Consider the following 22,919-nt stretch of genomic DNA (forward strand, 5'->3'; position numbering starts at 1 on the left):
GCCGGTTGCGATTCGTCGAGCGAACCGCGGAAGTCTGTCCGACTCGAATGTCGGAAACCTTTCGGTGACCGTTACATAGGGGCGCATAAGCTTATTACAAGGGCGAGGCTAAAATTTTTTCGCGAATGTTGATCACAAAAGCAGCCCATAAACGAACACGGCACCCGAAGGTGCCGTGTCGTTGAACAGGTTATTTGCTGTCGCGATGTTCGAACTCACCTTCGATCACATCACCCTCGCGGCCCAGAGGCTGGCGCGGTGCAGGACCGCCACGGGGTTGCAGGTCGTCGGCGAATGCACGCTGGCGCATGGCCTGATCTTCGGCGCGCTGGCGCATCTTGTTCGCCAGCAGACGACGGGTGAACGGCAGCAACATCACCAGACCGACCACATCGCTGATGAAACCCGGCAGGATCAGCAAGCCACCCGCCAGTGCCAGCATCAGGCCTTCAAGCATGGTTTGCGCAGGCAGCTCGCCGCGGTTCAGGCTTTCCCGGGCACGCAGTGCCGTGGCCAGACCGGCGACGCGCAGCACGAACACACCGAACATCGAGCCGAGAATGATCAGCAACAGGGCCGGGAAAAACCCGATAGACCCTGCCACTTTGACGAATACGAAGAGCTCCAGCACCGGAAACAGCAGAAAGAGCAACAAAAAAGGGCGCATCAAAATTTCCTCAACGCAAGAAATGCCTTGCAGTAAGCCTTAGATGACGTCGCCCTTTCGTGAATTCAAGCGTCGGCCACTGTCTTTTTTGGCCAGACCTCAGCGTGAGCCAGAGAAACCAAGGCTTCGCGCACTTGTATCGGCGTATGACAAGGCGCTTGAAACGGCAACCAGTAGAGCGCCTGACCGATGCGCAGGTGCATACCCTCGGTGTCGATCCCGGCCAGTTGCGCCGGTACGGTTTTCGGCAGGCCGGCCAGGTCGACGTAATGCGCGATGGCTTTGGCATGGTCGCTGTTCATGTGCTCGACCATGCTGATTTCAGCTTTGCCGGCGAACGGATTGGCCAGGGTCAACTGATCGATCCAGTGAATCGCGCCGAAACCGCCAATGTAACGATGACGCACAGGCTTCAACACCCAGAAATCGAAATCGTGGGCCTTGTGGTAGTTCTGTGAATCCGGGAAAAAGCGGTAGTAGCGCTCGGCGGCGGCGTCAATGGCAGCGGCGCCTTCGAGTTTTTCGGCTTCGGCCAGATAGGTCAGGCGACCAACGGCTTGCACGTCATCGGCCTCGCGCTCACCCACCAGCATCGAGCATTTCGGGTCTTTTTGCAGATTATGGGTGTGCTGGGCGATGCGGCTGATCAGGATCAGCGGCCGACCCTGCTCGTCCAGGCAATAAGGCACGACGGAGCCAAAGGGAAAACCGGGCATCGATTTGGAGTGGGTCGACAGCACTCCGCGGTATTCCTTGAGAAGCAATTCTCGGGCATTCTTGGCCACTTCAACGCTCAATTTATGACTCCTTAAATAGAATCCGTCGAAAAAACGGACAGGCGTGCGGGATAAGTTCCGCTCACCTTCGGGCAACTCTCATGTGCAGCCAGGCCACATCGGGCGCAGATCGAGAGGCTCTCCAAGGAAAACCACTCTGACCTGCTATCGGGGCATGCGAATGCAACTCAACGACAAAGTAATCATTATCACCGGCGGTTGCCAGGGTTTGGGCCGCTCCATGGCTGAGTATTTCGCCGGTAAAGGCGCGAAGCTGGCACTGGTCGATCTGAACCAGGAAAAACTCGACGACGCGGTTGCCGCCTGCAAAGCCAAAGGTGTCGAGGCGCGCAGCTATCTATGCAACGTCGCCAATGAAGAACAGGTCGAGCACATGGTCGCCCAAGTGGCGGCAGATTTCGGCGCGATTCACGGTTTGATCAACAACGCCGGGATCCTGCGCGATGGCCTGCTGCTCAAGGTCAAGGACGGCGAAATGACCAAGATGAGCCTGGCCCAGTGGCAGGCGGTGATCGACGTCAACCTGACCGGCGTGTTCCTGTGCACCCGTGAAGTGGCGGCAAAAATGGTCGAGCTGAAGAACAGCGGCGCGATCATCAACATCTCGTCGATCTCCCGCGCGGGCAACGTCGGCCAGACCAACTACTCCGCCGCCAAGGCCGGTGTAGCGGCGGCGACCGTGACCTGGGCAAAAGAGCTGGCGCGTTATGGCATTCGCGTGGCGGGCATTGCGCCGGGCTTCATCGAGACCGAGATGACCCTGGGCATGAAGCCGGAAGCGCTGGAGAAAATGACGTCGGGTATTCCGCTCAAGCGCATGGGCAAACCGGAAGAGATCGCCCATTCGGCGGCGTACATCTTCGAGAACGACTACTACACCGGGCGGGTTCTGGAGATGGATGGCGGGTTGCGCATCTAACATCCACCGCAAAACAACTGTAGGAGTGAGCCCGCTCGCGATAGCGGATTAACATTCAACAGAAGTGTTGAATGATCGACCGCTATCGCGAGCAGGCTCACTCCTACAGGATTACCGGTGTTGCTGATGGATCAATCGTCGCTGATGGTGATGTTCGGCATGGCCGGCGTTGCCGCCTCCTGCAACACGATTCGTGCGCCCACATGGCGGGCCAGTTCCTGATAGACCATGGCAATCTGGCTGTCCGGTTCGGCGATAACCGTCGGTTTGCCACCATCGGCCTGTTCGCGGATCAACATCGACAACGGCAGCGACGCCAGCAGTTCGACGCCGTATTGAGTCGCCAGCTTCTCGCCACCGCCCTCACCGAACAGATGCTCGGCATGGCCGCAGTTCGAGCAGATGTGCACGGCCATGTTTTCCACCACGCCCAGCACTGGAATGTTGACCTTGCGGAACATTTCCACGCCTTTGCGCGCATCGAGCAGTGCCAGATCCTGCGGGGTAGTGACGATCACGGCACCGGCCACCGGGACTTTCTGCGCCAGGGTCAGTTGAATGTCGCCGGTGCCTGGCGGCATGTCGATGACCAGATAATCCAGATCGCCCCACGCGGTTTGCGTAACCAGTTGCAGCAGCGCGCCGGAAACCATCGGACCACGCCAGACCATCGGCGTGTTGTCGTCGGTCAGGAAGGCCATCGACATGACTTCCACGCCGTGGGCCTTGAGTGGCACGAACCACTTCTGATCCTTGACCTCAGGGCGGGTACGCTCGGGGATGCCGAACATGATGCCTTGGCTCGGGCCGTAGATATCGGCGTCGAGAATGCCGACCTTGGCGCCTTCGCGGGCCAGGGCCAGCGCAAGGTTGGCCGCGGTGGTCGATTTACCGACACCGCCCTTGCCCGACGCTACGGCGACCACGTTCTTGACGTTGGCCAGCCCCGGAATCTGCGCCTGGGCCTTGTGCGCGGCGATCACGCTGTTGACCTCGACCCTGGCGATAACCACACCGTCGATGTTTTCGATGGCCAATTGCAGCAGTTGCGCCCAGCCGCTCTTGAACAGACCGGCGGCGTAACCGATTTCCAGCTGAACATTGACGCGGTCACCGAGGATCTCGATGTTCTTTACGCAACCGGCGCTGACCGGGTCCTGATTCAGGTAAGGGTCAGTGTATTGGCTGAGGACGGCTTCCACCGCTGCGCGAGTGACGGCACTCATGGGCAACTCCGATAACAAGACTGGGAAAAGATGGCGGGTATCGTACGCTGGACATTGATTTGAGGCGAACAGATTGCTCGAGCTGGAAAACCTTTGTAGCGAGGGGATTTATCCCCGATCGGCTGCGCAGCAGTCGTGAAACCATTGAACGCGATCTGCCTGATTTACCGAATTGTCTGGTTTAGGGGCGGCTTCGCCACCCATCGGGGATAAATCCCCTCGCCACAGGGGCCCATTCACATAGAAAGGTTTCATAGGCTGAAATTAAGTGACTGGCGTATCCGGAAACAGGTGCACAGGGTGAAAAATATACGCCAGCGCTTTATAGTGGCCGACCTCCGTTTCATCAAGTAGCGAAGCCCCACATGTCCGAACCACGCAAGATCCTCGTCACCAGCGCCCTGCCCTACGCCAACGGTTCGATTCACCTTGGCCATATGCTGGAATATATCCAGACCGATATGTGGGTGCGCTTCCAGAAGCATCGCGGCAATCAATGCATCTATGTCTGCGCCGACGACGCCCACGGTTCGGCGATCATGCTGCGCGCGGAAAAAGAAGGCATCACCCCGGAACAACTGATCGCCAACGTGCAGGCTGAACACAGCGCCGACTTTGCCGAGTTCCTGGTCGACTTCGACAATTTCCACTCCACTCACGCCGAAGAAAACCGTGAGCTGTCGAGCCAGATCTATATCAAGCTGCGTGATGCCGGGCACATTGCCCAGCGCTCGATCACCCAGTATTTCGACCCGGAAAAGAAAATGTTCCTGGCCGACCGCTTCATCAAGGGCACCTGCCCGAAATGCGGCACCGAAGACCAGTACGGCGACAACTGCGAAAAATGCGGCGCGACCTACGCGCCAACTGATTTGAAGGATCCGAAGTCGGCGATCTCTGGCGCCACACCGGTGCTCAAGGATTCCCAGCACTTCTTCTTCAAGCTGCCGGATTTCCAGCAGATGCTGCAAACCTGGACCCGCAGCGGCACCCTGCAAGACGCCGTCGCCAACAAGATCGCCGAATGGCTGGACGCCGGCCTGCAACAGTGGGACATCTCCCGCGATGCGCCGTACTTCGGCTTCGAGATCCCGGACGAGCCGGGCAAGTATTTCTACGTATGGCTGGATGCGCCGATCGGCTACATGGCCAGCTTCAAGAACCTTTGCGATCGCACGCCGGAGCTGGACTTCGACGCGTTCTGGGGCAAGGACTCCACCGCCGAGCTGTACCACTTCATCGGCAAGGACATCGTCAACTTCCACGCCCTGTTCTGGCCGGCGATGCTCGAAGGCGCGGGTTACCGCAAGCCAACCGGGATCAACGTTCACGGCTACCTGACCGTCAACGGCCAGAAGATGTCCAAGTCCCGTGGCACCTTCATCAAGGCCCGCACGTACCTGGATCACCTGTCGCCGGAATACCTGCGCTACTACTACGCGGCCAAACTGGGCCGTGGCGTCGATGACCTCGACCTGAACCTCGAAGACTTCGTGCAGAAGGTCAACTCCGACCTGGTCGGCAAAGTTGTCAACATCGCCAGCCGTTGCGCCGGTTTCATTCAGAAAGGTAACGCCGGCCTGCTGGTCGACAACAATGCCGCGCCAGAACTGACCGAGGCTTTCCTCGCCGCCGCACCAAGCATTGCCGACGCCTATGAAGCCCGCGACTTCGCCCGTGCCATGCGCGAAACCATGGCTCTGGCCGACCGCGCCAACGCGTGGATCGCCGACAAGGCGCCATGGTCGTTGAACAAGCAGGAAGGCAAGCAGGATGAAGTCCAGGCGATCTGCGCCACCGGTATCAACCTGTTCCGCCAACTGGTGATCTTCCTCAAACCGGTATTGCCGCTGCTGGCTGCCGATGCCGAGGCGTTCCTCAACGTCGCCCCGCTGACCTGGAACGACCACACCACCCTGCTGGCCAACCACCAGCTCAACGAATTCAAGCCGTTGATGACCCGCATCGACCCGGTAAAAGTGCAAGCCATGACCGACGCCTCGAAAGAAGACCTGACCGCCAGCCAGACCGACACCGGCGCTGCCGCACCGGCGGGCAACGGCGAACTGGCCAAGGATCCGCTGTCGCCGGAAATCGACTTCGACGCCTTTGCCGCGATTGATCTGCGCGTTGCACTGATCGTCAAGGCCGAACACGTGGAAGGTGCTGACAAGCTGTTGCGCCTGACGCTGGACATCGGTGACGAGCAACGCAACGTGTTCTCCGGGATCAAGAGCGCTTACCCGGACCCGTCCAAACTCGATGGTCGCCTGACCATGATGATCGCCAACCTCAAGCCACGGAAAATGAAGTTCGGTATTTCCGAAGGCATGGTGATGGCGGCAGGTCCTGGCGGTGAAGAAATCTACCTGCTGAGCCCGGACAGCGGCGCCAAGCCGGGTCAACGCATCAAGTAAGACGCGGCGACCAATCGATCCCACCGACGTGCCCTGCATGCCGGTGGGATTTTTCATATCTGGCCCACCCTGCCGGATAATGCCTAACCTTAAGAGACACCCGCCCGTTTCGCCGGCAGAACCATGACCGAACTTGTGCTTACGCTTTTCAGTGCCGCGCTGCTCAACAACTTCGTGTTGCACTGGCCGCTGGGCGTCGATCCGCTGCTGGCGGGCAGTCGCCGTCAGGTGCATGCGCTAGGGCTGGCGACGTTGTGCCTGATGCTGATCGTAGGCGTAATCAGTCAGGCCATCTGGCACTGGCTGCTGGTGCCATTGCAACTGCAAGCCCTGCGTCTATTCGTTTTTCTGCCGTTGAGCGTGCTGTTGATCGCACCGCTGCTGAAAGCGCTGGCTCGCGGGCTGCCCGACTGGCCGTTCGAGGGTTTGTGGCCGCTGTTGCTGGGCAATGCCGGCATACTCGGGCTGGCGCTGATCAATGCGCAAAACGATCAAGGGCTGCTGCCTGCAACGGCATTGAGCCTTGGCGCGGGGCTGGGCTTCTGGCTGGTCCTGTGCCTGTTCAGCGATTTGCGCGAGCGCACGGCCGGCAACGACATTCCTCTGCCCTTTCGCGGCTTGCCGATCGACCTGATCGGCGCCGGATTGATCGCAGTGATTTTTCTCGGATTCAGTGGACTGATCAAAACATGAGTCTGATTCAACGCATCGATGCCCTGCTGCCGCAGACCCAATGCGGCAAGTGCGGCCACCCCGGATGCAAACCCTACGCCGAAGGCATCGCCGCCGGCGAGCCGATCAACAAATGCCCGCCGGGCGGTGACGAAACGGTGGCGGCATTGGCCGAGTTGCTGAAAGTGCCGGTGCTGGAACTGGACATCAGCCGGGGTTCGGCACCGCCGCAAGTCGCCTACATCCGCGAAGCCGAATGCATCGGTTGCACCAAGTGCATCCAGGCCTGCCCGATCGACGCCATCGTCGGTGCGGCGAAATTGATGCACACGGTGATCATCGACGAGTGCACCGGTTGCGACCTGTGCGTGGCGCCGTGCCCGGTGGATTGCATCGAAATGCATCCACTGCCGCTCGGCACATTGCCGGTGGTGGGCGGGCTGGCATTCAGTCTTGAAGAACAACGCGCGCGCGCCGTCAAACGCGACCATGCTCGCCAGCGTTTCGAACGCCGTAACGCGCGCCTGCAACGGGAAGAACAGCAGAAACAGGCTGAACGTGAGGCCAGGGCGAAAAAAGCCACGCAATCTGAGGTAACAACGCTCGACCCCGTGCAGGCTGCGCTGGAGCGTGTGCGCGCGCAAAAAGCCGCCACGGCTGATGCTGCGCTGAAGAAAGCCAAGATTGACGTCGCGATGAGCCGCGCGCAATTGCACAAATCGCTGAAAGCCTTCGGCCATCCGCCGACCTTTGAGCAGCAGTCGCAATTGATCGTGCTGCAGCAACAATTCGAAGCAGCCGAGCAGGCCCTGGCGAAACTCGAAAGCGCCACACCCGCCGCTCCGGTCGCGCCAGTCCCGGCGAAGGACGCCGACCTGAAACGAGCAAAGATCCAGTTGGCCATGCGGCGCGCCGAGCTGAAAAAGGCCCAGACTGCCGAGGCGCCACCCGAGCAAATTACGGCGCTGGAGCAATCACTGCGTGAAGCCGAGCAAGCCCTTCACGCCGCCGAAAACTCAAGTGATCAGCCTGTGCCTGACCTTGTGCGAGTGGAAAAACGCCCGATCGACGCCCAGCTTCGTCAGCTGAAAACCGAATTGGCCTACGCCCGCGCCGACTTCAACAAACTCGAACGTCGCGCCGACACGCCCGCCGAAACCCTCGACAAGGCCCGCGCCCGCCTGCAAGACGCCGAGCGCCAGGTGCAAGACCATGTCGCCCCTTGAGGCGCCGGACGATCGCCTGCAACAGGCGATGAGACAGGTACTGCTCGCTACGCTGCCGGGGCTGCTGGCCTTGTTCGCGCTGTACGGCTGGGGCGTGTTGATCAATTTGATTCTGTCGGTCAGCACCGCGTTGATCGTTGAGGCGTGCGTCATGCGTCTGCGCCGCCAATCGTTACAGCCGACGCTGAGCGACGGCAGTGCGCTGGTCAGCGCGACACTGCTGGCCGTCGCGTTGCCAGCGTATTGCCCATGGTGGCTGACGGTGACCGCAATCGCCTTCGGTCTGTTGTTTGGCAAGCACCTGTATGGCGGCGTGGGTAAAAATCCGTTCAACCCGGCCATGCTCGGATTTGCCTTGATCATCGTGATGTTTCCACAGCCGATGACACATTGGCCGGCTCACGGCCTGGCGCTGTTCGACGCCGTGCAGCAGGTGTTCAATCCCGCTCAGGCGCCGGACGCCTGGGTTCAGGCCACAGCGCTGGACAGTCTGCGCATCAATAAAAGTCTGACCATCGATGAGTTGTTCGCCGCCAGTCCGGCATTCGGGCGCTTCGGCGGCCAGGGTGTGGAATGGGTGAACCTGGCATTTCTCGCGGGCGGGCTGTTCCTGCTGCAACGACGAGTGTTCGGCTGGCATGCGCCGGTTGGCATGCTTGCCAGCCTGTTTGTGGTCAGTCTGTTGTGCTGGAACGGCTCGGGCTCGGACTCACACGGCTCGCCGCTGTTTCACCTGCTCAGTGGCGCCACCATGCTTGGCGCATTCTTCATCATTACTGAACCGGTGTCCGGCGCCAAAAGTCCTCTCGCCCGCTTACTGTTTGGCGTCGGTGTCGGCTTGCTGACTTATCTGATTCGCACCTGGGGCGGGTATCCGGACGGTGTCGCGTTTGCGGTGTTGCTGATGAATCTCTGCGTGCCGGCGCTGGAACGGTTTGCCGCCAGTCGACAAGCACAGGTGAGCCCATGAATCGGACGACAAGCGCGCTCACGCTGCTGCTGTTGGCCGTCGTCGGCGTCGGTGCGACGTACTTTGTACAACGCAGCAATGCACCGCAGATTGCCGCTGCGCAACGTCTGTTCGACAGCCGCAAACTGCTCGACGTGCTCGCGGCAGAGACCTATGACAATCAACCGCTGGAACAGCCGCTGGTCCTGGCAAACGTCGCCTTGAGCCACAGCACACTGACCGGCGGCTATCGCGCGACCAAGGCTGGCCAGTCAGTCGCGGTGTTGCTGCGCAGCCAGACCGAGGGCTATGCGGGCAGCATCGAGTTGCTGATCGCCATCGATGCGGAAGGAAAATTGCTCGGTGTGAAAACCCTCAAGCAGACAGAAACCCCGGCACTGGGCGGACATTTGGGCGACTGGCCGAATACGTGGTTGCAGGTATTTACCGGCAAATCGAGCAATCAACCGACGGATTCCGGTTGGGCGCTGAAAAAGGATCAGGGGCAGTTTGATCAGATGGCTGGCGCGACCATTACGTCTCGCGCGGTGATCAATGCAATCCATGATGCACTGCGCTACTTCGATGAGCATCGTGTGCCATTACTGGGGAACGAACCATGACCCGATCGGCGACGCTGGCGAACTCATTGATGCTGATGTTGCTGCTGGGCACCACCGGCTCATTGGCCAGCGCACTGGTAACGGTACTGATGTTCGTCCTGGTCGTGGGTGCTTACGGCATGTGCATGCGCCCGCTGCGGTCGCGCCTGACGGGGACAAACACTTTACTCGCCAGCTTGCTGCTCGCATCTGCATTGACCAGTTGCGCCGAGATTCTCGCGCAACGCTGGTTTTTGCCATGGCATCAGGCCTTGGGGCTTTATGCCGGCCTGATCGCTTTGCAGTGCGTAGCATTGGAACACAATGGATTCTTCCGACAGTCGCGAATCGAGCGCTTCAAACTCGCGGGTCTGTTCGGTGCCTTGATGCTGATCCTCGCCTTGTTGCGAGAGCTCGCCGGTCAGGGGACCCTCGGCCGAGGCATCTTCGAACATTGGCAAGGTCTTGTTTTATTCAGTGAAGGGTTGCATCTGGCAACTCTGGTTCCGGGCGCGCTGATTCTGTTGGGGCTGTTGCTGGCCGCCCGACAGGCGTGGACCCGCTCGAACTCTATTTCCAAGGAAACGCATCGCCCATGAATGCCGCAAAACGTCTTGAGATCTTTCGCCGACTGCATGAAGACAATCCCGAGCCGAAAACCGAACTGGCCTACTCCTCGCCTTTCGAACTGCTGATTGCCGTGATCCTTTCGGCGCAATCGACCGACGTGGGCGTCAACAAGGCAACGGCGAAGCTGTTCCCGGTAGCCAACACCCCGGCGGCGATACATGCGCTGGGCGTCGAAGGTCTGTCCGAATACATCAAGACCATCGGCCTCTACAACAGCAAAGCCAAGAACGTGATCGAGACTTGCCGCTTGCTGGTCGAGCGCCACGGCAGTGAAGTACCGCAAACGCGTGAGGAGCTCGAAGCCTTGCCGGGCGTGGGCCGAAAGACTGCCAACGTGGTGCTCAACACGGCTTTCCGCCAACTGACCATGGCCGTCGACACCCACATTTTCCGCGTCAGCAACCGCACCGGTATCGCTCCCGGCAAGAATGTTGTCGAAGTGGAAATGAAACTGATGAAGTTCGTCCCCAAGGAATTTCTGCTCGATTCCCACCACTGGCTGATTCTTCACGGACGCTATGTGTGCCTGGCACGCAAGCCGCGGTGCGGCAGCTGCAGGATCGAAGATTTGTGCGAGTACAAAGCCAAAACATCGGACGATTGATCAAGCATTAGGTTTATTGATTGATCGATTGAAAAAATCTTTTTTACCCGTCGCTGCATTACCGATATAAGGAGCGCCAAAGGCAGTCTTAGCCGGGAGTCAGCTTTATGAGTACCGAAAAAGAGCGATTGGACGTAGAAGACGATTTCACCCCCACTGAGACCGATGACCCGGAACCGGTTGTCGAGGTGGCCAAAACCAACCTCAGCAAACGTCGCACAATCGATAACCTGCTGGAGGAGCGCCGACTGCAAAGGCAATTGGCCGATTACGATTTTGATCTCTGATGCTTGAAAGCCTCCCGAAACGGAGGCTTTTCACTTTCTGCGGCTAGCTGAACTCGATCGGCCCATGACCCCGTCAGCTGATAAAACATTCAGACGAGTCCATTGCGTTGCGCCAGCTCGATCAAATCAACCAGTGAACGCGCATTGAGTTTCAGCAATAAGCGGGTCTTGTAGGTACTCACGGTTTTGTTGCTCAGAAACATGCCGTCGGCGATTTCCTTGTTGGTCTTGCCTCGCGCCAATTGTTGCAACACCATCATTTCGCGCCCGGACAGACGATCCACCATGTCTGCTTCACTGGCATTACCCAGACTGGTACGCACTGTATGCAACGCCTGATTTGGAAAGTAACTGTAGCCGGACAAAACGGCCTTGATTGCGCTAAGCAATTCAGTCAGGTCCTGTTGTTTACACACATATCCCGCCGCTCCCGATTGCATGCAGCGCATTGAAAAATGTCCAGGCGCCTGGGAGGTCAGTACCAGAACTTTAATTGGCATGGCGGTCGAGGTCAGACGCGCAATAACTTCCAGTCCATCAAGTTTGGGGATTCCAATATCCAGAATTACAATATCCGGCATCTGCTCGCGCGCAAGTTGCAATGCATCCACGCCGTTATCAGTTTCTGCAATGACTTCGTAGCCATGACGTTCCATCAGCATACGTACCGCAAGACGAATGACAGGGTGGTCATCCACGATCAGCACTTTATTCATGGGCAAGTCCAGTTTCGCTGTTCGAATTTTTAGAACACGCACCATATCCCAGTCACTTGCGCAGTGGCATGTCGGGGCTCTCATGCACTTGCATCGAAAGACATTCCCTACAACCATTGAAGATAATTCCTACAAAAAATCCTTTTCACTCTATAAATCCGACGCTGTAACGCACTAACTCCCTCGTTATATTCCCCACTTTAACTTGTAACAGATTACGACCCTTGTGCCATGCAGCGGCCATTCCACACTCCGACTCCATTACGGATGGACGACATATACCTAACAAGAATGATCACGCGTGCAAACTGGAAACATCAAGCAATAACACTCTCTTTCACAACTTTCATGCACCTCCACGCCCCACAAACACTTGAAACAAGATATTTATACTCAATCAAACACTTTTGCTATAAATACAACAACACTCTCTCAACTATCACAACCTCACAAAACATGAACAACCCATCTATGAGAAAAGCCAAACACAAGAGCACAAGCATGTTAAAGATAAAAAACAAAATCACCAATCCAATGACGGTAATCGCTATATTCGCTGGCATCTCAGAAGCATCTGCAGCGATATCCTTGCCGTTCCTCAACAGTGAGGATCGCGCCATCTATGTATGGTTCCTGATCAGCTTTCCGTTCTATTTGTTATTTCTTTTTTTTATAACTTTGAACTTCAATTATCGCTCACTCTATTCACCTTCCGACTTCGGTAAGGACGCGACTTTCTTGAAAGCCATGGACAGCAATGACCGCGACAACAAACGCAACACATCCAAAGAGGGATCCACCACACACCATACTTTCGGAATTTCGAGTCGCGTCGTACCTCATGATACCGCCGCACAATGCGCGGACTCGTGCGAAATCCACAACGCGCCCGATCCGCCAACGCCCCCCCGTGCGAGGTCAAACCTGACGGTCCAACACAATATTCAGTTGCCCGTTTGCGTCAGCAACCTGCACATCATTGATGCCCGTGACATCGATGCGTCGAGAGAACTCGCCACAATTGTGCAAAGAATCCGGCTCAACGAGAGGAAAACCACCCGCGTCATCGTGTTTCTTTCCAATCATGTGTCAGACGCTTCACTGACGAAGAGTGCGCTGCTACAGATCAAACACGCCAGGAAAGACTCAGGCACCACACTGTGTATTGTTTACAACCTGTGCTCACAAGCGGTGACGCTGTTGGGACGGACTTGAAGGATGGGGTCGTTGTCGCGCAAGCGGACAGACCAGAGACATTGCTCGATGAGCGCCGAAAAAAAGAATCATGTAAAAAAGGGCGGCCCTGTCTCGAAGACAAGGCCGCCCTTTTACTGCGCGTCAGTCTGAAAAATCAGAACAGCTTGCGGCCCTTGTTGGCAGCAATGCGCATGCGCAGCGCGTTGAGCTTGATAAAGCCTGCCGCGTCGGCCTGGTTGTAAGCACCGCCGTCTTCTTCGAAGGTCGCGATGTTTGCGTCGAACAGCGAATCGTCGGACTTGCGGCCAGTGACAATCACGTTACCTTTGTACAGTTTCAGGCGAACCACACCGTTCACGTTGACCTGCGAAGCGTCGATCATCTGTTGCAGCATCAGACGCTCAGGGCTCCACCAGTAGCCGGTGTAGATCAGGCTGGCGTATTTCGGCATCAGCTCGTCTTTGAGGTGAGCGACTTCGCGATCCAGGGTGATCGATTCGATGGCGCGGTGAGCGCGCAGCATGATGGTGCCGCCCGGGGTTTCGTAGCAGCCACGGGACTTCATGCCGACGTAACGGTTCTCGACGATGTCGAGACGGCCGATACCGTGAGCACCGCCGATCTTGTTCAGCGTCGCCAGTACGGTGGCCGGGGTCATTTCGACGCCGTCCAGGGCAACGATGTCGCCGTTACGATAGGTCAGTTCCAGGTATTGCGGGGTGTCAGGCGCGTTCTCCGGGGAGACGGTCCAACGCCACATGTCTTCTTCGTGCTCGGTCCAGGTGTCTTCCAGCACGCCGCCTTCATAGGAGATGTGCAGCAAGTTGGCGTCCATCGAGTACGGAGACTTCTTCTTGCCATGACGCTCGATCGGGATCGCGTGCTTCTCGGCGTAGTCCATCAGCTTCTCGCGGGACAGCAGGTCCCACTCACGCCAAGGGGCAATTACTTTCACGCCTGGCTTGAGCGCGTAGGCGCCCAGTTCGAAACGCACCTGGTCGTTGCCCTTGCCGGTGGCGCCATGGGAAATGGCGTCAGCGCCGGTTTCGTTGGCGATTTCGATCAGACGTTTGGCGATCAGCGGACGTGCGATGGAGGTACCCAGCAGGTACTCGCCTTCGTAAACGGTGTTGGCGCGGAACATCGGGAATACGAAATCGCGCACGAATTCTTCGCGCAGGTCGTCGATGTAGATTTCTTTGACGCCCATGGCCTGAGCCTTGGCGCGGGCCGGCTCGACCTCTTCGCCTTGACCGAGATCAGCGGTGAAGGTCACCACTTCACAGTTATAAGTATCCTGCAGCCACTTGAGGATCACCGAAGTGTCCAGGCCGCCGGAATACGCCAGAACGACCTTGTTTACGTCCGCCATGCCATCACTCCACGGGGTTCTACGGAAAGCCGAGGAGTCTACCGCTCAAACGCGATAATTTACAGAGGCGCGACAGCTTAAGACGACAAAGCGACAGAATCTGTCGAGAGCGCGACGATGACCGGCGGGTCAGGAAGTCGCCGCAGTGTTGGCTGGAGTGCTCGCTTGTGGTGCCGGGGCCGTGACTGGAGCCACGCGCGCGAGTTTTACGTTAACCCGACGATTCTTCGCCCGATTAGCCGCATTGGTGTTCGGCACAATGGGATATTGCTCGCCATGGAAACGCACGGTGATCTGCGATTCCTGAATGCCGTTGGCCTTGAAGAAGTCGACCACCGCCAGCGCCCGACGGCGCGACAGTTCACGGTTGGTCAAACGATTGCCGCTGTTGTCGGAATGCCCATCGAGCTCAATGTGATTGACCGTCGGATCAGCCTTCATGAATTCGAGCATCACTTGCAGCTTGGCCTTGGCGGCAGCGTCCAGGTCAACGCCCTCGCCGGGGAAGCCGATCTGCGACTGCTTGATCTGGTCGAAATTCTGCGGCAGCAATTTCGCCACACAGGTTTGATAGTCGTTAAACGCCTTACTGAATTTCACCGGCAACAAACGCACTTCCGACACGCGGCCATCGCCCGAAGCACGACGCACGACCGGGCTACGACCGTCCAGCAGACCGCTGATCAGGCCACCGGCCTGGGACTGCGAGCTGCTGAACAAGACATTGCCACTGCCGAGCCTGACGCTGCCCAGATTGATGTCACCGCGCCCCGGCTGCCAAGGCGCGGCGGCTGCCAGCAAAGTCGCCGAACCGCCGCCGAGCATGGCGTTGTAGGCATTCAGACGAAAGATCGCCTGTTCGCCAGCCTTGCGCACGAATTCACCCGAACCGAAATCGGTGATCGGCTGTGTCAGGCGGCACTCGAACTTGTCGCCGGCGACCGTCCACTCAATGTTCTCCAGGCGAGTCTGGTAGGTGAGCGCCATCGCGGGAAGGCTGGCAAACACACTGAGCAAGGCTAAATAACGCTGGCGCACGGGAGGCTCCATTGGCTTCTGAAACACAAAGACCGATTCACACTATGTTTACGGCATACCTACGGGATATCGGAAGCATCCCGCAAAACTTGATAGCGAGTGCCTGCAAGAGTCTTTTCCGGTAGCATTCGCCTCAGTTTGACCCGCCTGGAATCCCCTCATGTCCGACCGCCTGACCCTGCTGCGTCCCGACGACTGGCACATTCATCTTCGCGATGGTGCCGTGTTGACCAATACCGTTGCCGATGTTGCGCGCACCTTTGGCCGCGCCATCATCATGCCCAACCTGGTCCCGCCAGTGCGCAACGCCGCTGAAGCCGACGGCTATCGCCAGCGGATTCTCGCTGCCCGCCCGGCCGGCAGTCGCTTTGAGCCGCTGATGGTGCTGTACCTCACCGACCGCACCCAGCCCGAAGAAATTCGTGAAGCCAAGGCCAGCGGTTTCGTACACGCCGCCAAGCTGTACCCGGCCGGGGCGACCACCAACTCCGATTCCGGGGTGACCAGCATCGACAAGATTTTCCCGGCGCTGGAAGCCATGGCCGAAGTCGGCATGCCCCTGCTGATCCACGGCGAAGTGACCCGTGGCGATGTCGATGTCTTCGACCGCGAAAAGATCTTCATCGACGAGCACATGCGTCGTGTGGTCGAGCGTTTCCCGACCCTGAAAGTGGTGTTCGAACACATCACCACCGGCGATGCCGTGCAGTTCGTCAACGAGGCCTCGGCCAACGTAGGCGCGACCATCACCGCACATCACCTGCTCTATAACCGCAACCACATGCTGGTTGGCGGGATTCGGCCGCACTTCTATTGCCTGCCGATCCTCAAGCGCAATACGCATCAGGAAGCTCTGCTCGACGCCGCCACCAGCGGCAGCGCGAAGTTCTTCCTCGGTACCGACTCGGCGCCGCACGCCCAGCACGCCAAGGAAGCCGCCTGCGGCTGCGCCGGCTGCTACACCGCGTACGCCGCCATTGAGATGTACGCCGAAGCCTTCGAACAGCGTAATGCGCTGGACAAGCTCGAAGCCTTCGCCAGCCTCAACGGCCCGCGCTTCTATGGCCTGCCGGCGAATACCGATCGCATTACCCTGGTTCGTGAAGAATGGACCGCCCCGACCAGCCTGCCATTCGGCGAGCTGACCGTTATCCCGCTGCGCGCCGGTGAAAAACTGCGCTGGCGCCTGCTGGAGGAACACGCGTGAGTGAAGACCATTTCGACGACGAACTGGACGGTCAAAGTGGCGGTGGCGGTTCCCGTCACCCGATGGCAGCACGCTTTCGTGGCTACCTGCCGGTTGTCGTCGACGTAGAAACCGGTGGCTTCAATTCTGCCACCGATGCGTTACTGGAGATTGCCGCGACCACCATCGCCATGGATGAAAAGGGTTTTGTCTACCCGGATCACACCTACTTCTTCCGCGTTGAGCCGTTTGAAGGCGCCAACATCGAAGCGGCAGCGCTGGAGTTCACCGGGATCAAGCTCGATCATCCGCTGCGCATGGCCGTCAGCGAAGAGACGGCACTGACCGACATCTTCCGCGGAATTCGCAAGGCGCTGAAGGCCAACGGCTGCAAAAGGGCGATTCTGGTCGGCCACAACAGCAGCTTCGACCTCGGCTTCCTCAACGCTGCGGTTGCGCGACTGGACATGAAGCGCAACCCGTTCCACCCGTTCTCCAGCTTTGACACCGCGACGCTGGCCGGTCTGGCGTACGGTCAAACCGTACTGGCAAAAGCCTGCCAGGCCGCCGACATCGATTTCGACGGCCGTGAGGCGCACTCCGCGCGTTACGACACCGAGAAAACCGCTGAGCTGTTCTGTGGCATCGTCAACCGCTGGAAACAGATGGGGGGCTGGGAAGACTTCGACGACTGATCCTCGCCGGGTAAATCCTGCACATGAAAAAACCGGCCACGTGGGCCGGTTTTTCGTTTAATGCTTATAGAGCTTAAATTCTCGATCAATCCACATGACGTAGAAAACCCGATGGTTTTTGTAGCCAACCATCGCTACACGCTCGAAAGCCCGAAACACCAACAATCTGACATCACCTGTTAAAAAATCAGGTATCCCGACTTTCAAGCTGTTTCTCTCAATCGTTTCACAGCCATATCGATGCCTATGCTCCTTGCGCATTTCTCTCCAAGGCATTTTTCCCGGAATCCTCAGACGCTCAAGCATTTTCGAGCGTTCGACGGCCTCGCAATCTTGAATGCACCATCCATTCTGCAAATATTCAAATGAGAAAACCGGAGGTCGTGCTTCCGATGAATCCATTTCGATGGTGGACGTCCTTGCCGTTACTGCAGCCGCCGCATCGCGTTCCCTGCGTTTGAACCTGGCCATTTTTCAGTTCACCAAATGCTCTCGGAAATACTCCTGCATCTCACAGGCGGGAATTTCTCGGCTGAACTCCCCTTCCTTGAAGTTTCTACGCCAAGGGGCTTCTTCATGTGTCAGCTGACGTAGTTTCCACGCCGAGAATTGGCCATAAACGTCGAACACTTCGTTGAGCAAACTTTGTTGTTTGGCACTGAAGACATCTGGATTGAAATCACTTGGAGGAGGAATGGCACTCGATCCAAATTGGCTGAATCTTCGATACAGATCCGGAACCACTGGCCCGTGCATCCACGCTTCCAGCTTTTCAGGGAAGAGAGCCTCGCCATGGACGGCCAGACTGAATCCTTGAGCGTAATAAACCATTTTTTGAATTTTAAGATTGGAGATCTCCCCCTCATGCCCTTCCAGGCAGAGGAAATAATCCGCAACGTCCAGGCTACTCGGCATTTGAATCCCCTTCTGCATCATGCAATCCATTGCACCGTCCTTACTGAAGTGAGGCGACCTGTTATCGCTCGAGCACAACCCTATCCAACCACTGTTCAGTCATCCAGTATTTTTCTCGCGCATTTGAAACAAATGATGCCGAAAGGCTGTTTCAAATAATTCTCCACATAAAAAAAACCGGCCACGTGGGCCGGTTTTTTTGTACCTCGACGTTGCGCCTTACAGGGCAGCAGCGTTCTCGGTCAGGTATGCAGCAACGCCTTCTGGCGAAGCGTTCATGCCTTTGTCGCCTTTTTTCCAGTTGGCAGGGCAGACTTCGCCGTGCTCTTCGTGGAATTGCAGAGCGTCGACCAGACGGATCAGCTCTTCCATGTTACGGCCCAGCGGCAGGTCGTTGATGATCTGCGAGCGGACAACGCCCTTGTCGTCGATCAGGAATGCGCCACGGAAAGCCACGCCGCCTTCGGACTCAACGTCGTAGGCCTTGGCGATGTCGTGTTTCATGTCGGCAGCCATGGTGTATTTCACCTGGCCGATGCCGCCATTGTTCACTGGGGTGTTGCGCCAGGCGTTGTGGGTGAAGTGCGAGTCGATCGACACGGCGATCACTTCAACGTTGCGAGCCTTGAAGTCAGCCATGCGGTTGTCCAGAGCGATCAGCTCGGACGGGCAGACGAAGGTGAAGTCCAGTGGGTAGAAGAACACCAGGCCGTATTTGCCTTTGATGGCCGAGGACAGAGTGAAGCTGTCAACGATCTCGCCATTGCCGAGTACGGCCGGGACGGTGAAGTCAGGGGCTTGTTTGCCTACGAGTACGCTCATTGATATCTCCTGGTGTAAAAACTTGAAGTTCAGGGTCCGGGCCAGCCTGCCACCCTCAGGCGACAGCCCTGTGACACGAACCCCCTTCGCAAGGGCCGACCATCATACACTGCGTTTTTGGCCTGTCCTTAACGGTTTTTTAAAGCAGGCGGATAACGGCGCTGCATTTACGGGGCCAGGCAGATGGCCAGTCATTACCGCTCGTCAGTCACGCGCAAATCCTGCGCAAAGCTTTCCGAAAGCACTTTGACAATCATTCTCGTTAACATTAAGATCCATCGCAATTGAGTCACAACCAGCGACGGTTCTCACTTATGTATGTTTGTCTCTGCACTGGCGTCACCGACGGACAGATCCGCGAAGCGATCTATGAAGGTTGCTGCAGCTATAAAGAAGTCCGCCAGGCCACCGGCGTCGCCAGCCAATGCGGCAAATGTGCCTGCCTTGCCAAGGAAGTCGTACGCGAAACCCTGACCAAGCTGCAAACCGCCCAGGCTGCGATCCCCTATCCTGTAGAATTTACCGCTGCGTAAATTACCCCTATTTCAAAGAACCGGACTTATGTCCGGTTTTTTTATGCCTGAAAATCAATTGGTTAGCGTCTAGACGCGGAACACAAACATTCTTATTCCGATTAATTTTCATATATTATTCAATAACTTAGGTTTGACACTTATAAGTACGAAGCTCAAACTCCGCCTTATATACAGCTATTACAGGGCAGGACTCCGATCATGAAAGGCGACATTACAGTCATCCAGCATCTCAACAAGATCCTTGCCAATGAGCTGGTCGCGATCAATCAGTACTTCCTGCATGCACGCATGTATGAAGATTGGGGCCTGAACAAGCTGGGCAAGCACGAGTACAAAGAATCCATCGACGAGATGAAGCACGCGGACAAGCTGATCAAGCGCATCCTGTTCCTCGAAGGCCTGCCGAACGTGCAGGACCTCGGCAAGCTGCACATCGGCGAGCACACCCGGGAAATGCTGGAGTGCGACCTGCGCATCGAGAAGACCGGCCACGCTGATCTGAAAGCCGCGATCGCTCATTGCGAAACCGTTGGCGATTTCGGCAGCCGCGAATTGCTCGAAGATATTCTCGAATCCGAAGAAGAACACATCGACTGGCTGGAAACCCAACTGGGCCTGATCGATAAAGTCGGTCTTGAGAACTATCTGCAATCGCAAATGGGCGAAGAGTAAGTTAGCGCCCGCTAAACACGAGACACTAAAAAGCCCCGCCCTCTTTCGAGGCGCGGGGCTTTTTATTGGCTGCAGATCAAAAGATCACAGCCTCGTTTCACTCGACAGCTCCTACAGGGAGCAGGTGCCGGGTAAAACCAGTGTGAGAGCCAGATTGCTGGCTCTCACAGAGGCCGATCAGGCTTCCGACTTGTTCGCAGCAGCCGCTTCGACAGCCGCCTTGATGGTGCTTTGCAGCGAACCGTCAGCAGCCATCTCGGTCATGATGTCGCTACCGCCGACCAGTTCACCGCCGACCCACAGTTGTGGGAAAGTCGGCCAGTTGGCGTACTTCGGCAGGTTGGCGCGGATTTCCGGGTTCTGCAGGATGTCCACGTACGCAAACTTTTCGCCACACGCCATCACAGCCTGTGCAGCTTTCGCGGAGAAGCCACATTGTGGGGCATTCGGCGAACCTTTCATGTAAAGCAGAATGGTGTTGTTGGCAATCTGCTCTTTAATCGTTTCGATGATATCCATGGAGCACCTCGGCTGAACTTTCCGACTCATGGGTCGGCACGGTGGCGCATTGTAACGGAATCCCGAGCGCCCTGCTCGGTCTCCCCGACAGACATGCTCACGCCGCCGCGACGGTCACCGGCACGCCATTCAGCGCGGCATTGCCGGACAACTCGTCGAGCTGACATTCATCGGTCAGATCGTTCGCGCTCGAACCCGGCTGGCCGCTGGCAATCGCCATCTGCACCCCCGGCCTTGCATGTCCCCAACCGTGCGGCAGGCTGACCACGCCTTTCATCATGTCCAGACTGCCGAGCACTTCCACTTCGATCTGCCCGACCCGCGAGCTCACACGCACCAACTGCCCATCGTTGAGGCCTCGGCTGGCAAGATCGTCCGGATGCATCAACAACTGATGACGCGGCTTGCCCTTCACCAGACGGTGATAGTTATGCATCCATGAATTGTTACTGCGCACATGGCGGCGCCCGATCATCAGCAGTTCATCGGCGGCTGGCGCCCGTAAGGCGGCGAAGCGTGCGAGGTCGGCGAGGATCTCGGGGGGCGCAGCCTGCACGCGCTGATCAGGCGTTTTTAAACGCTTGGCCAGATTCGGCTTCAATGCTCCAAGGTCTAGCCCGTGGGGATGATCGAACAGTGTCGCCAGCGACAGTTTGTGTTCGGAGGCATCGCCGTAGAAACCCATGCGCAGGCCCATGTCGATCATCTTCGCCGGTGGCATGGTCGGCTTCAGCTCCTTGCCGGTCTTCTCGGCAAAGGCCTTGGCCAGGCCGATGAAGATCTCCCAGTCATGCAGCGCGCCTTCGGGCTTGGCGAGGATTGCGCGATTGAAGCGGGTCACGTTGCGCACCGCGAACAGGTTGAACGTGGTGTCGTAGTGATCGTTCTCCAGCGCCGAGGTCGACGGCAGGATCAGATCGGCGTAACGCGTGGTCTCGTTGATGTACAGGTCGATGCTGACCATGAACTCCAGACCATCAAGCGCTTGCTCCAACTGCCGCCCGTTCGGCGTCGACAGCACTGGGTTGCCGGCGACGGTAATCAGTGCACGGATCTGCCCCTCGCCTTCGGTGAGCATCTCTTCGGCCAGCGCCGAGACCGGTAACTCACCGCCATACTCGGGACGGCCCGACACACGACTTTGCCATTTGTTGAAATGCCCGCCGGAGGTCGACGCCACCAGATCCACCGCCGGCTCGGTGCACAGCGCACCACCGACCCGGTCGAGGTTGCCGGTGACCAGATTGATCAACTGCACCACCCAGTGACACAGCGTGCCGAATGCCTGGGTGGAAACGCCCATGCGCCCGTAACACGCCGCACTCGGCGCGGCAGCGAAGTCGCGGGCCAGCTGACGGATCTGCTCGGCAGGCACGGCGCACAATGGACTCATGGCTTCGGCAGTGAACGACGCCACGGCCGTGCGAACCTCGTCCAGACCCTCGACCGGCAAATGACTGCCGCGGACCAGGCCTTCGTCAAACAGCGTGTTGAGCAGCCCGAACAGCAATGCAGCATCACCACCGGGACGCACGAACAGATGCTGATCGGCCATCGCAGCCGTCTCGCTGCGCCGTGGATCGACCACCACGACCTTGCCGCCGCGCGCCTGGATCGCTTTCAGGCGTTTTTCAACATCTGGCACGGTCATGATGCTGCCGTTGGACGCCAGCGGATTACCGCCGAGAATCAGCATGAAATCGGTGTGATCGATGTCCGGGATCGGCAACAGCAAACCGTGGCCGTACATCAGGTAGCTGCTGAGGTGATGCGGCAACTGATCGACCGAGGTGGCGGAGAAGCGATTGCGGGTTTTCAGCAGGCCGAGAAAGTAATTGCTGTGGGTCATCAGCCCGTAATTGTGCACGCTCGGATTGCCCTGATACACCGCGACAGCATTCTGCCCATGTCGCTCCTGAATCGCCGCCAGCCGCTCGGCTACCAGTGCAAATGCCTCGTCCCACTCGATTGGCAGCCATTCACTGCCGAGCCGGCGCATTGGCTGACGCAGGCGATCGGGATCATTCTGAATGTCTTGCAGGGCGACGGCTTTGGGACAGATATGGCCACGACTGAAGGTGTCGAGGGCATCACCCTTGATCGAGGTGATCGCGACATGGCCGTCGGTTTCAGTGGTTTCGATGGTCAGACCGCAAATGGCTTCGCACAGGTGGCAGGCACGGTAATGGAGAGTCTTGGTCATGGCCAGTCTCTGTTGTGTTCTGGGCAGGCAACAACGCCTGCGGGAACAAAAC

25 protein-coding genes are annotated in these 22,919 nt (G+C 57.8%); 14 read left to right on the forward strand and 11 right to left on the reverse strand.

Going from position 1 to position 22,919, the window contains the following annotated elements; genetic code table 11:
• Positions 1-190 precede the first annotated feature (190 nt).
• On the reverse strand, positions 191-667 hold the full coding sequence (locus tag ACVVH8_RS23555; RefSeq protein ID WP_122606802.1) for an FxsA family protein: 477 nt from the start codon (positions 665-667) through the stop codon (positions 191-193).
• A 65-nt stretch (positions 668-732) separates the two neighbouring features.
• Complete coding sequence (locus ACVVH8_RS23560; protein ID WP_475226629.1) at positions 733-1,464, reverse strand: HugZ family pyridoxamine 5'-phosphate oxidase; 732 nt, start codon at positions 1,462-1,464, stop codon at positions 733-735.
• Between the two features lie 160 nt (positions 1,465-1,624).
• On the opposite strand from ACVVH8_RS23560, the gene ACVVH8_RS23565 reads away from it, so the two are divergent.
• Positions 1,625-2,383 carry an SDR family oxidoreductase gene (locus ACVVH8_RS23565; RefSeq protein ID WP_475226631.1) on the forward strand — a complete coding sequence of 253 codons (759 nt, stop codon included), beginning with the start codon at positions 1,625-1,627 and terminating at the stop codon, positions 2,381-2,383.
• A 131-nt stretch (positions 2,384-2,514) separates the two neighbouring features.
• On the opposite strand, the gene apbC is transcribed toward ACVVH8_RS23565, so the two are convergent.
• Positions 2,515-3,609: an iron-sulfur cluster carrier protein ApbC gene (gene apbC, locus ACVVH8_RS23570; protein WP_475226633.1), complete on the reverse strand. Its 1,095-nt coding sequence runs from the start codon at positions 3,607-3,609 to the stop codon at positions 2,515-2,517.
• A gap of 365 nt (positions 3,610-3,974) precedes the next feature.
• Between apbC and metG the strand changes: the two genes are divergently transcribed.
• From metG to ACVVH8_RS23610, 8 genes are all read left to right on the forward strand, one after another.
• The gene (gene metG, locus ACVVH8_RS23575; RefSeq protein WP_213026453.1) at positions 3,975-6,026 is read left to right on the forward strand and encodes a methionine--tRNA ligase; all 2,052 of its coding nucleotides are present in this window, start codon (positions 3,975-3,977) and stop codon (positions 6,024-6,026) included.
• 123 nt (positions 6,027-6,149) lie between these two features.
• Positions 6,150-6,719 (forward strand): electron transport complex protein RnfA, encoded by a 570-nt coding sequence (locus ACVVH8_RS23580; RefSeq protein ID WP_401298514.1) that lies wholly within the window; start codon positions 6,150-6,152, stop codon positions 6,717-6,719.
• The gene (rsxB, locus tag ACVVH8_RS23585; RefSeq protein ID WP_475226636.1) at positions 6,716-7,924 is read left to right on the forward strand and encodes an electron transport complex subunit RsxB; all 1,209 of its coding nucleotides are present in this window, start codon (positions 6,716-6,718) and stop codon (positions 7,922-7,924) included. The genes ACVVH8_RS23580 and rsxB overlap by 4 nt, the downstream gene beginning before the upstream one ends.
• Positions 7,911-8,894 (forward strand): RnfABCDGE type electron transport complex subunit D, encoded by a 984-nt coding sequence (locus tag ACVVH8_RS23590; protein WP_213026456.1) that lies wholly within the window; start codon positions 7,911-7,913, stop codon positions 8,892-8,894. Before rsxB ends, ACVVH8_RS23590 begins: the two co-directional genes overlap by 14 nt.
• On the forward strand, positions 8,891-9,496 hold the full coding sequence (locus ACVVH8_RS23595; protein WP_213026457.1) for an RnfABCDGE type electron transport complex subunit G: 606 nt from the start codon (positions 8,891-8,893) through the stop codon (positions 9,494-9,496). The genes ACVVH8_RS23590 and ACVVH8_RS23595 overlap by 4 nt, the downstream gene beginning before the upstream one ends.
• Positions 9,493-10,074, forward strand: a complete 582-nt coding sequence (locus ACVVH8_RS23600) for an Rnf-Nqr domain containing protein (RefSeq protein WP_475226638.1) — start codon at positions 9,493-9,495, stop codon at positions 10,072-10,074. Before ACVVH8_RS23595 ends, ACVVH8_RS23600 begins: the two co-directional genes overlap by 4 nt.
• Positions 10,071-10,709 carry an endonuclease III gene (nth, locus tag ACVVH8_RS23605; protein WP_315445549.1) on the forward strand — a complete coding sequence of 213 codons (639 nt, stop codon included), beginning with the start codon at positions 10,071-10,073 and terminating at the stop codon, positions 10,707-10,709. The genes ACVVH8_RS23600 and nth overlap by 4 nt, the downstream gene beginning before the upstream one ends.
• A 107-nt stretch (positions 10,710-10,816) precedes the next feature.
• Positions 10,817-10,996, forward strand: a complete 180-nt coding sequence (locus ACVVH8_RS23610; RefSeq protein WP_103305487.1) for a PA3496 family putative envelope integrity protein — start codon at positions 10,817-10,819, stop codon at positions 10,994-10,996.
• A gap of 89 nt (positions 10,997-11,085) precedes the next feature.
• Here the strand turns inward: ACVVH8_RS23610 and ACVVH8_RS23615 are convergent, their stop codons facing one another.
• Positions 11,086-11,712 (reverse strand): response regulator transcription factor, encoded by a 627-nt coding sequence (locus tag ACVVH8_RS23615; RefSeq protein ID WP_007916656.1) that lies wholly within the window; start codon positions 11,710-11,712, stop codon positions 11,086-11,088.
• Positions 11,713-12,213: 501 nt separating this feature from the next.
• On the opposite strand from ACVVH8_RS23615, the gene ACVVH8_RS23620 reads away from it, so the two are divergent.
• A complete protein-coding gene (locus ACVVH8_RS23620) occupies positions 12,214-12,927 on the forward strand; it encodes a hypothetical protein (RefSeq protein WP_475226640.1) in 714 nt (237 codons plus the stop codon).
• A 136-nt stretch (positions 12,928-13,063) separates the two neighbouring features.
• On the opposite strand, the gene ACVVH8_RS23625 is transcribed toward ACVVH8_RS23620, so the two are convergent.
• Positions 13,064-14,281 carry an argininosuccinate synthase gene (locus ACVVH8_RS23625; RefSeq protein WP_003227714.1) on the reverse strand — a complete coding sequence of 406 codons (1,218 nt, stop codon included), beginning with the start codon at positions 14,279-14,281 and terminating at the stop codon, positions 13,064-13,066.
• A 129-nt stretch (positions 14,282-14,410) separates the two neighbouring features.
• Positions 14,411-15,319, reverse strand: a complete 909-nt coding sequence (locus ACVVH8_RS23630) for a flagellar protein MotY (protein ID WP_103305485.1) — start codon at positions 15,317-15,319, stop codon at positions 14,411-14,413.
• Positions 15,320-15,479: 160 nt separating this feature from the next.
• Between ACVVH8_RS23630 and pyrC the strand changes: the two genes are divergently transcribed.
• Positions 15,480-16,526, forward strand: a complete 1,047-nt coding sequence (gene pyrC, locus ACVVH8_RS23635) for a dihydroorotase (RefSeq protein WP_093430577.1) — start codon at positions 15,480-15,482, stop codon at positions 16,524-16,526.
• On the forward strand, positions 16,523-17,200 hold the full coding sequence (rnt, locus tag ACVVH8_RS23640; RefSeq protein ID WP_007916667.1) for a ribonuclease T: 678 nt from the start codon (positions 16,523-16,525) through the stop codon (positions 17,198-17,200). Before pyrC ends, rnt begins: the two co-directional genes overlap by 4 nt.
• A gap of 57 nt (positions 17,201-17,257) precedes the next feature.
• Here the strand turns inward: rnt and ACVVH8_RS23645 are convergent, their stop codons facing one another.
• The 3 genes from ACVVH8_RS23645 to ACVVH8_RS23655 all read right to left on the reverse strand — a co-directional run bounded on the left by ACVVH8_RS23645 (position 17,258) and on the right by ACVVH8_RS23655 (position 18,937).
• The gene (locus ACVVH8_RS23645) at positions 17,258-17,671 is read right to left on the reverse strand and encodes a hypothetical protein (protein WP_401298496.1); all 414 of its coding nucleotides are present in this window, start codon (positions 17,669-17,671) and stop codon (positions 17,258-17,260) included.
• A 3-nt stretch (positions 17,672-17,674) separates the two neighbouring features.
• Complete coding sequence (locus ACVVH8_RS23650; RefSeq protein WP_103305482.1) at positions 17,675-18,145, reverse strand: Panacea domain-containing protein; 471 nt, start codon at positions 18,143-18,145, stop codon at positions 17,675-17,677.
• Positions 18,146-18,334: 189 nt separating this feature from the next.
• Complete coding sequence (locus tag ACVVH8_RS23655; protein ID WP_003227723.1) at positions 18,335-18,937, reverse strand: peroxiredoxin; 603 nt, start codon at positions 18,935-18,937, stop codon at positions 18,335-18,337.
• A 314-nt stretch (positions 18,938-19,251) separates the two neighbouring features.
• On the opposite strand from ACVVH8_RS23655, the gene ACVVH8_RS23660 reads away from it, so the two are divergent.
• Together ACVVH8_RS23660 and bfr are read left to right on the forward strand one after the other, a co-directional pair.
• Positions 19,252-19,470, forward strand: a complete 219-nt coding sequence (locus ACVVH8_RS23660) for a bacterioferritin-associated ferredoxin (protein WP_003227725.1) — start codon at positions 19,252-19,254, stop codon at positions 19,468-19,470.
• A gap of 201 nt (positions 19,471-19,671) precedes the next feature.
• Positions 19,672-20,145, forward strand: a complete 474-nt coding sequence (bfr, locus tag ACVVH8_RS23665) for a bacterioferritin (protein WP_103305481.1) — start codon at positions 19,672-19,674, stop codon at positions 20,143-20,145.
• Between the two features lie 177 nt (positions 20,146-20,322).
• Here bfr and grxD read toward each other — a convergent pair whose 3' ends face one another.
• Positions 20,323-20,664 carry a Grx4 family monothiol glutaredoxin gene (grxD, locus tag ACVVH8_RS23670; protein ID WP_016773402.1) on the reverse strand — a complete coding sequence of 114 codons (342 nt, stop codon included), beginning with the start codon at positions 20,662-20,664 and terminating at the stop codon, positions 20,323-20,325.
• 97 nt (positions 20,665-20,761) lie between these two features.
• A complete protein-coding gene (locus tag ACVVH8_RS23675; protein WP_475226642.1) occupies positions 20,762-22,867 on the reverse strand; it encodes a molybdopterin oxidoreductase family protein in 2,106 nt (701 codons plus the stop codon).
• Positions 22,868-22,919 lie beyond the last annotated feature (52 nt).

Source organism: Pseudomonas trutticola BRTCR10, from assembly GCF_056155105.1.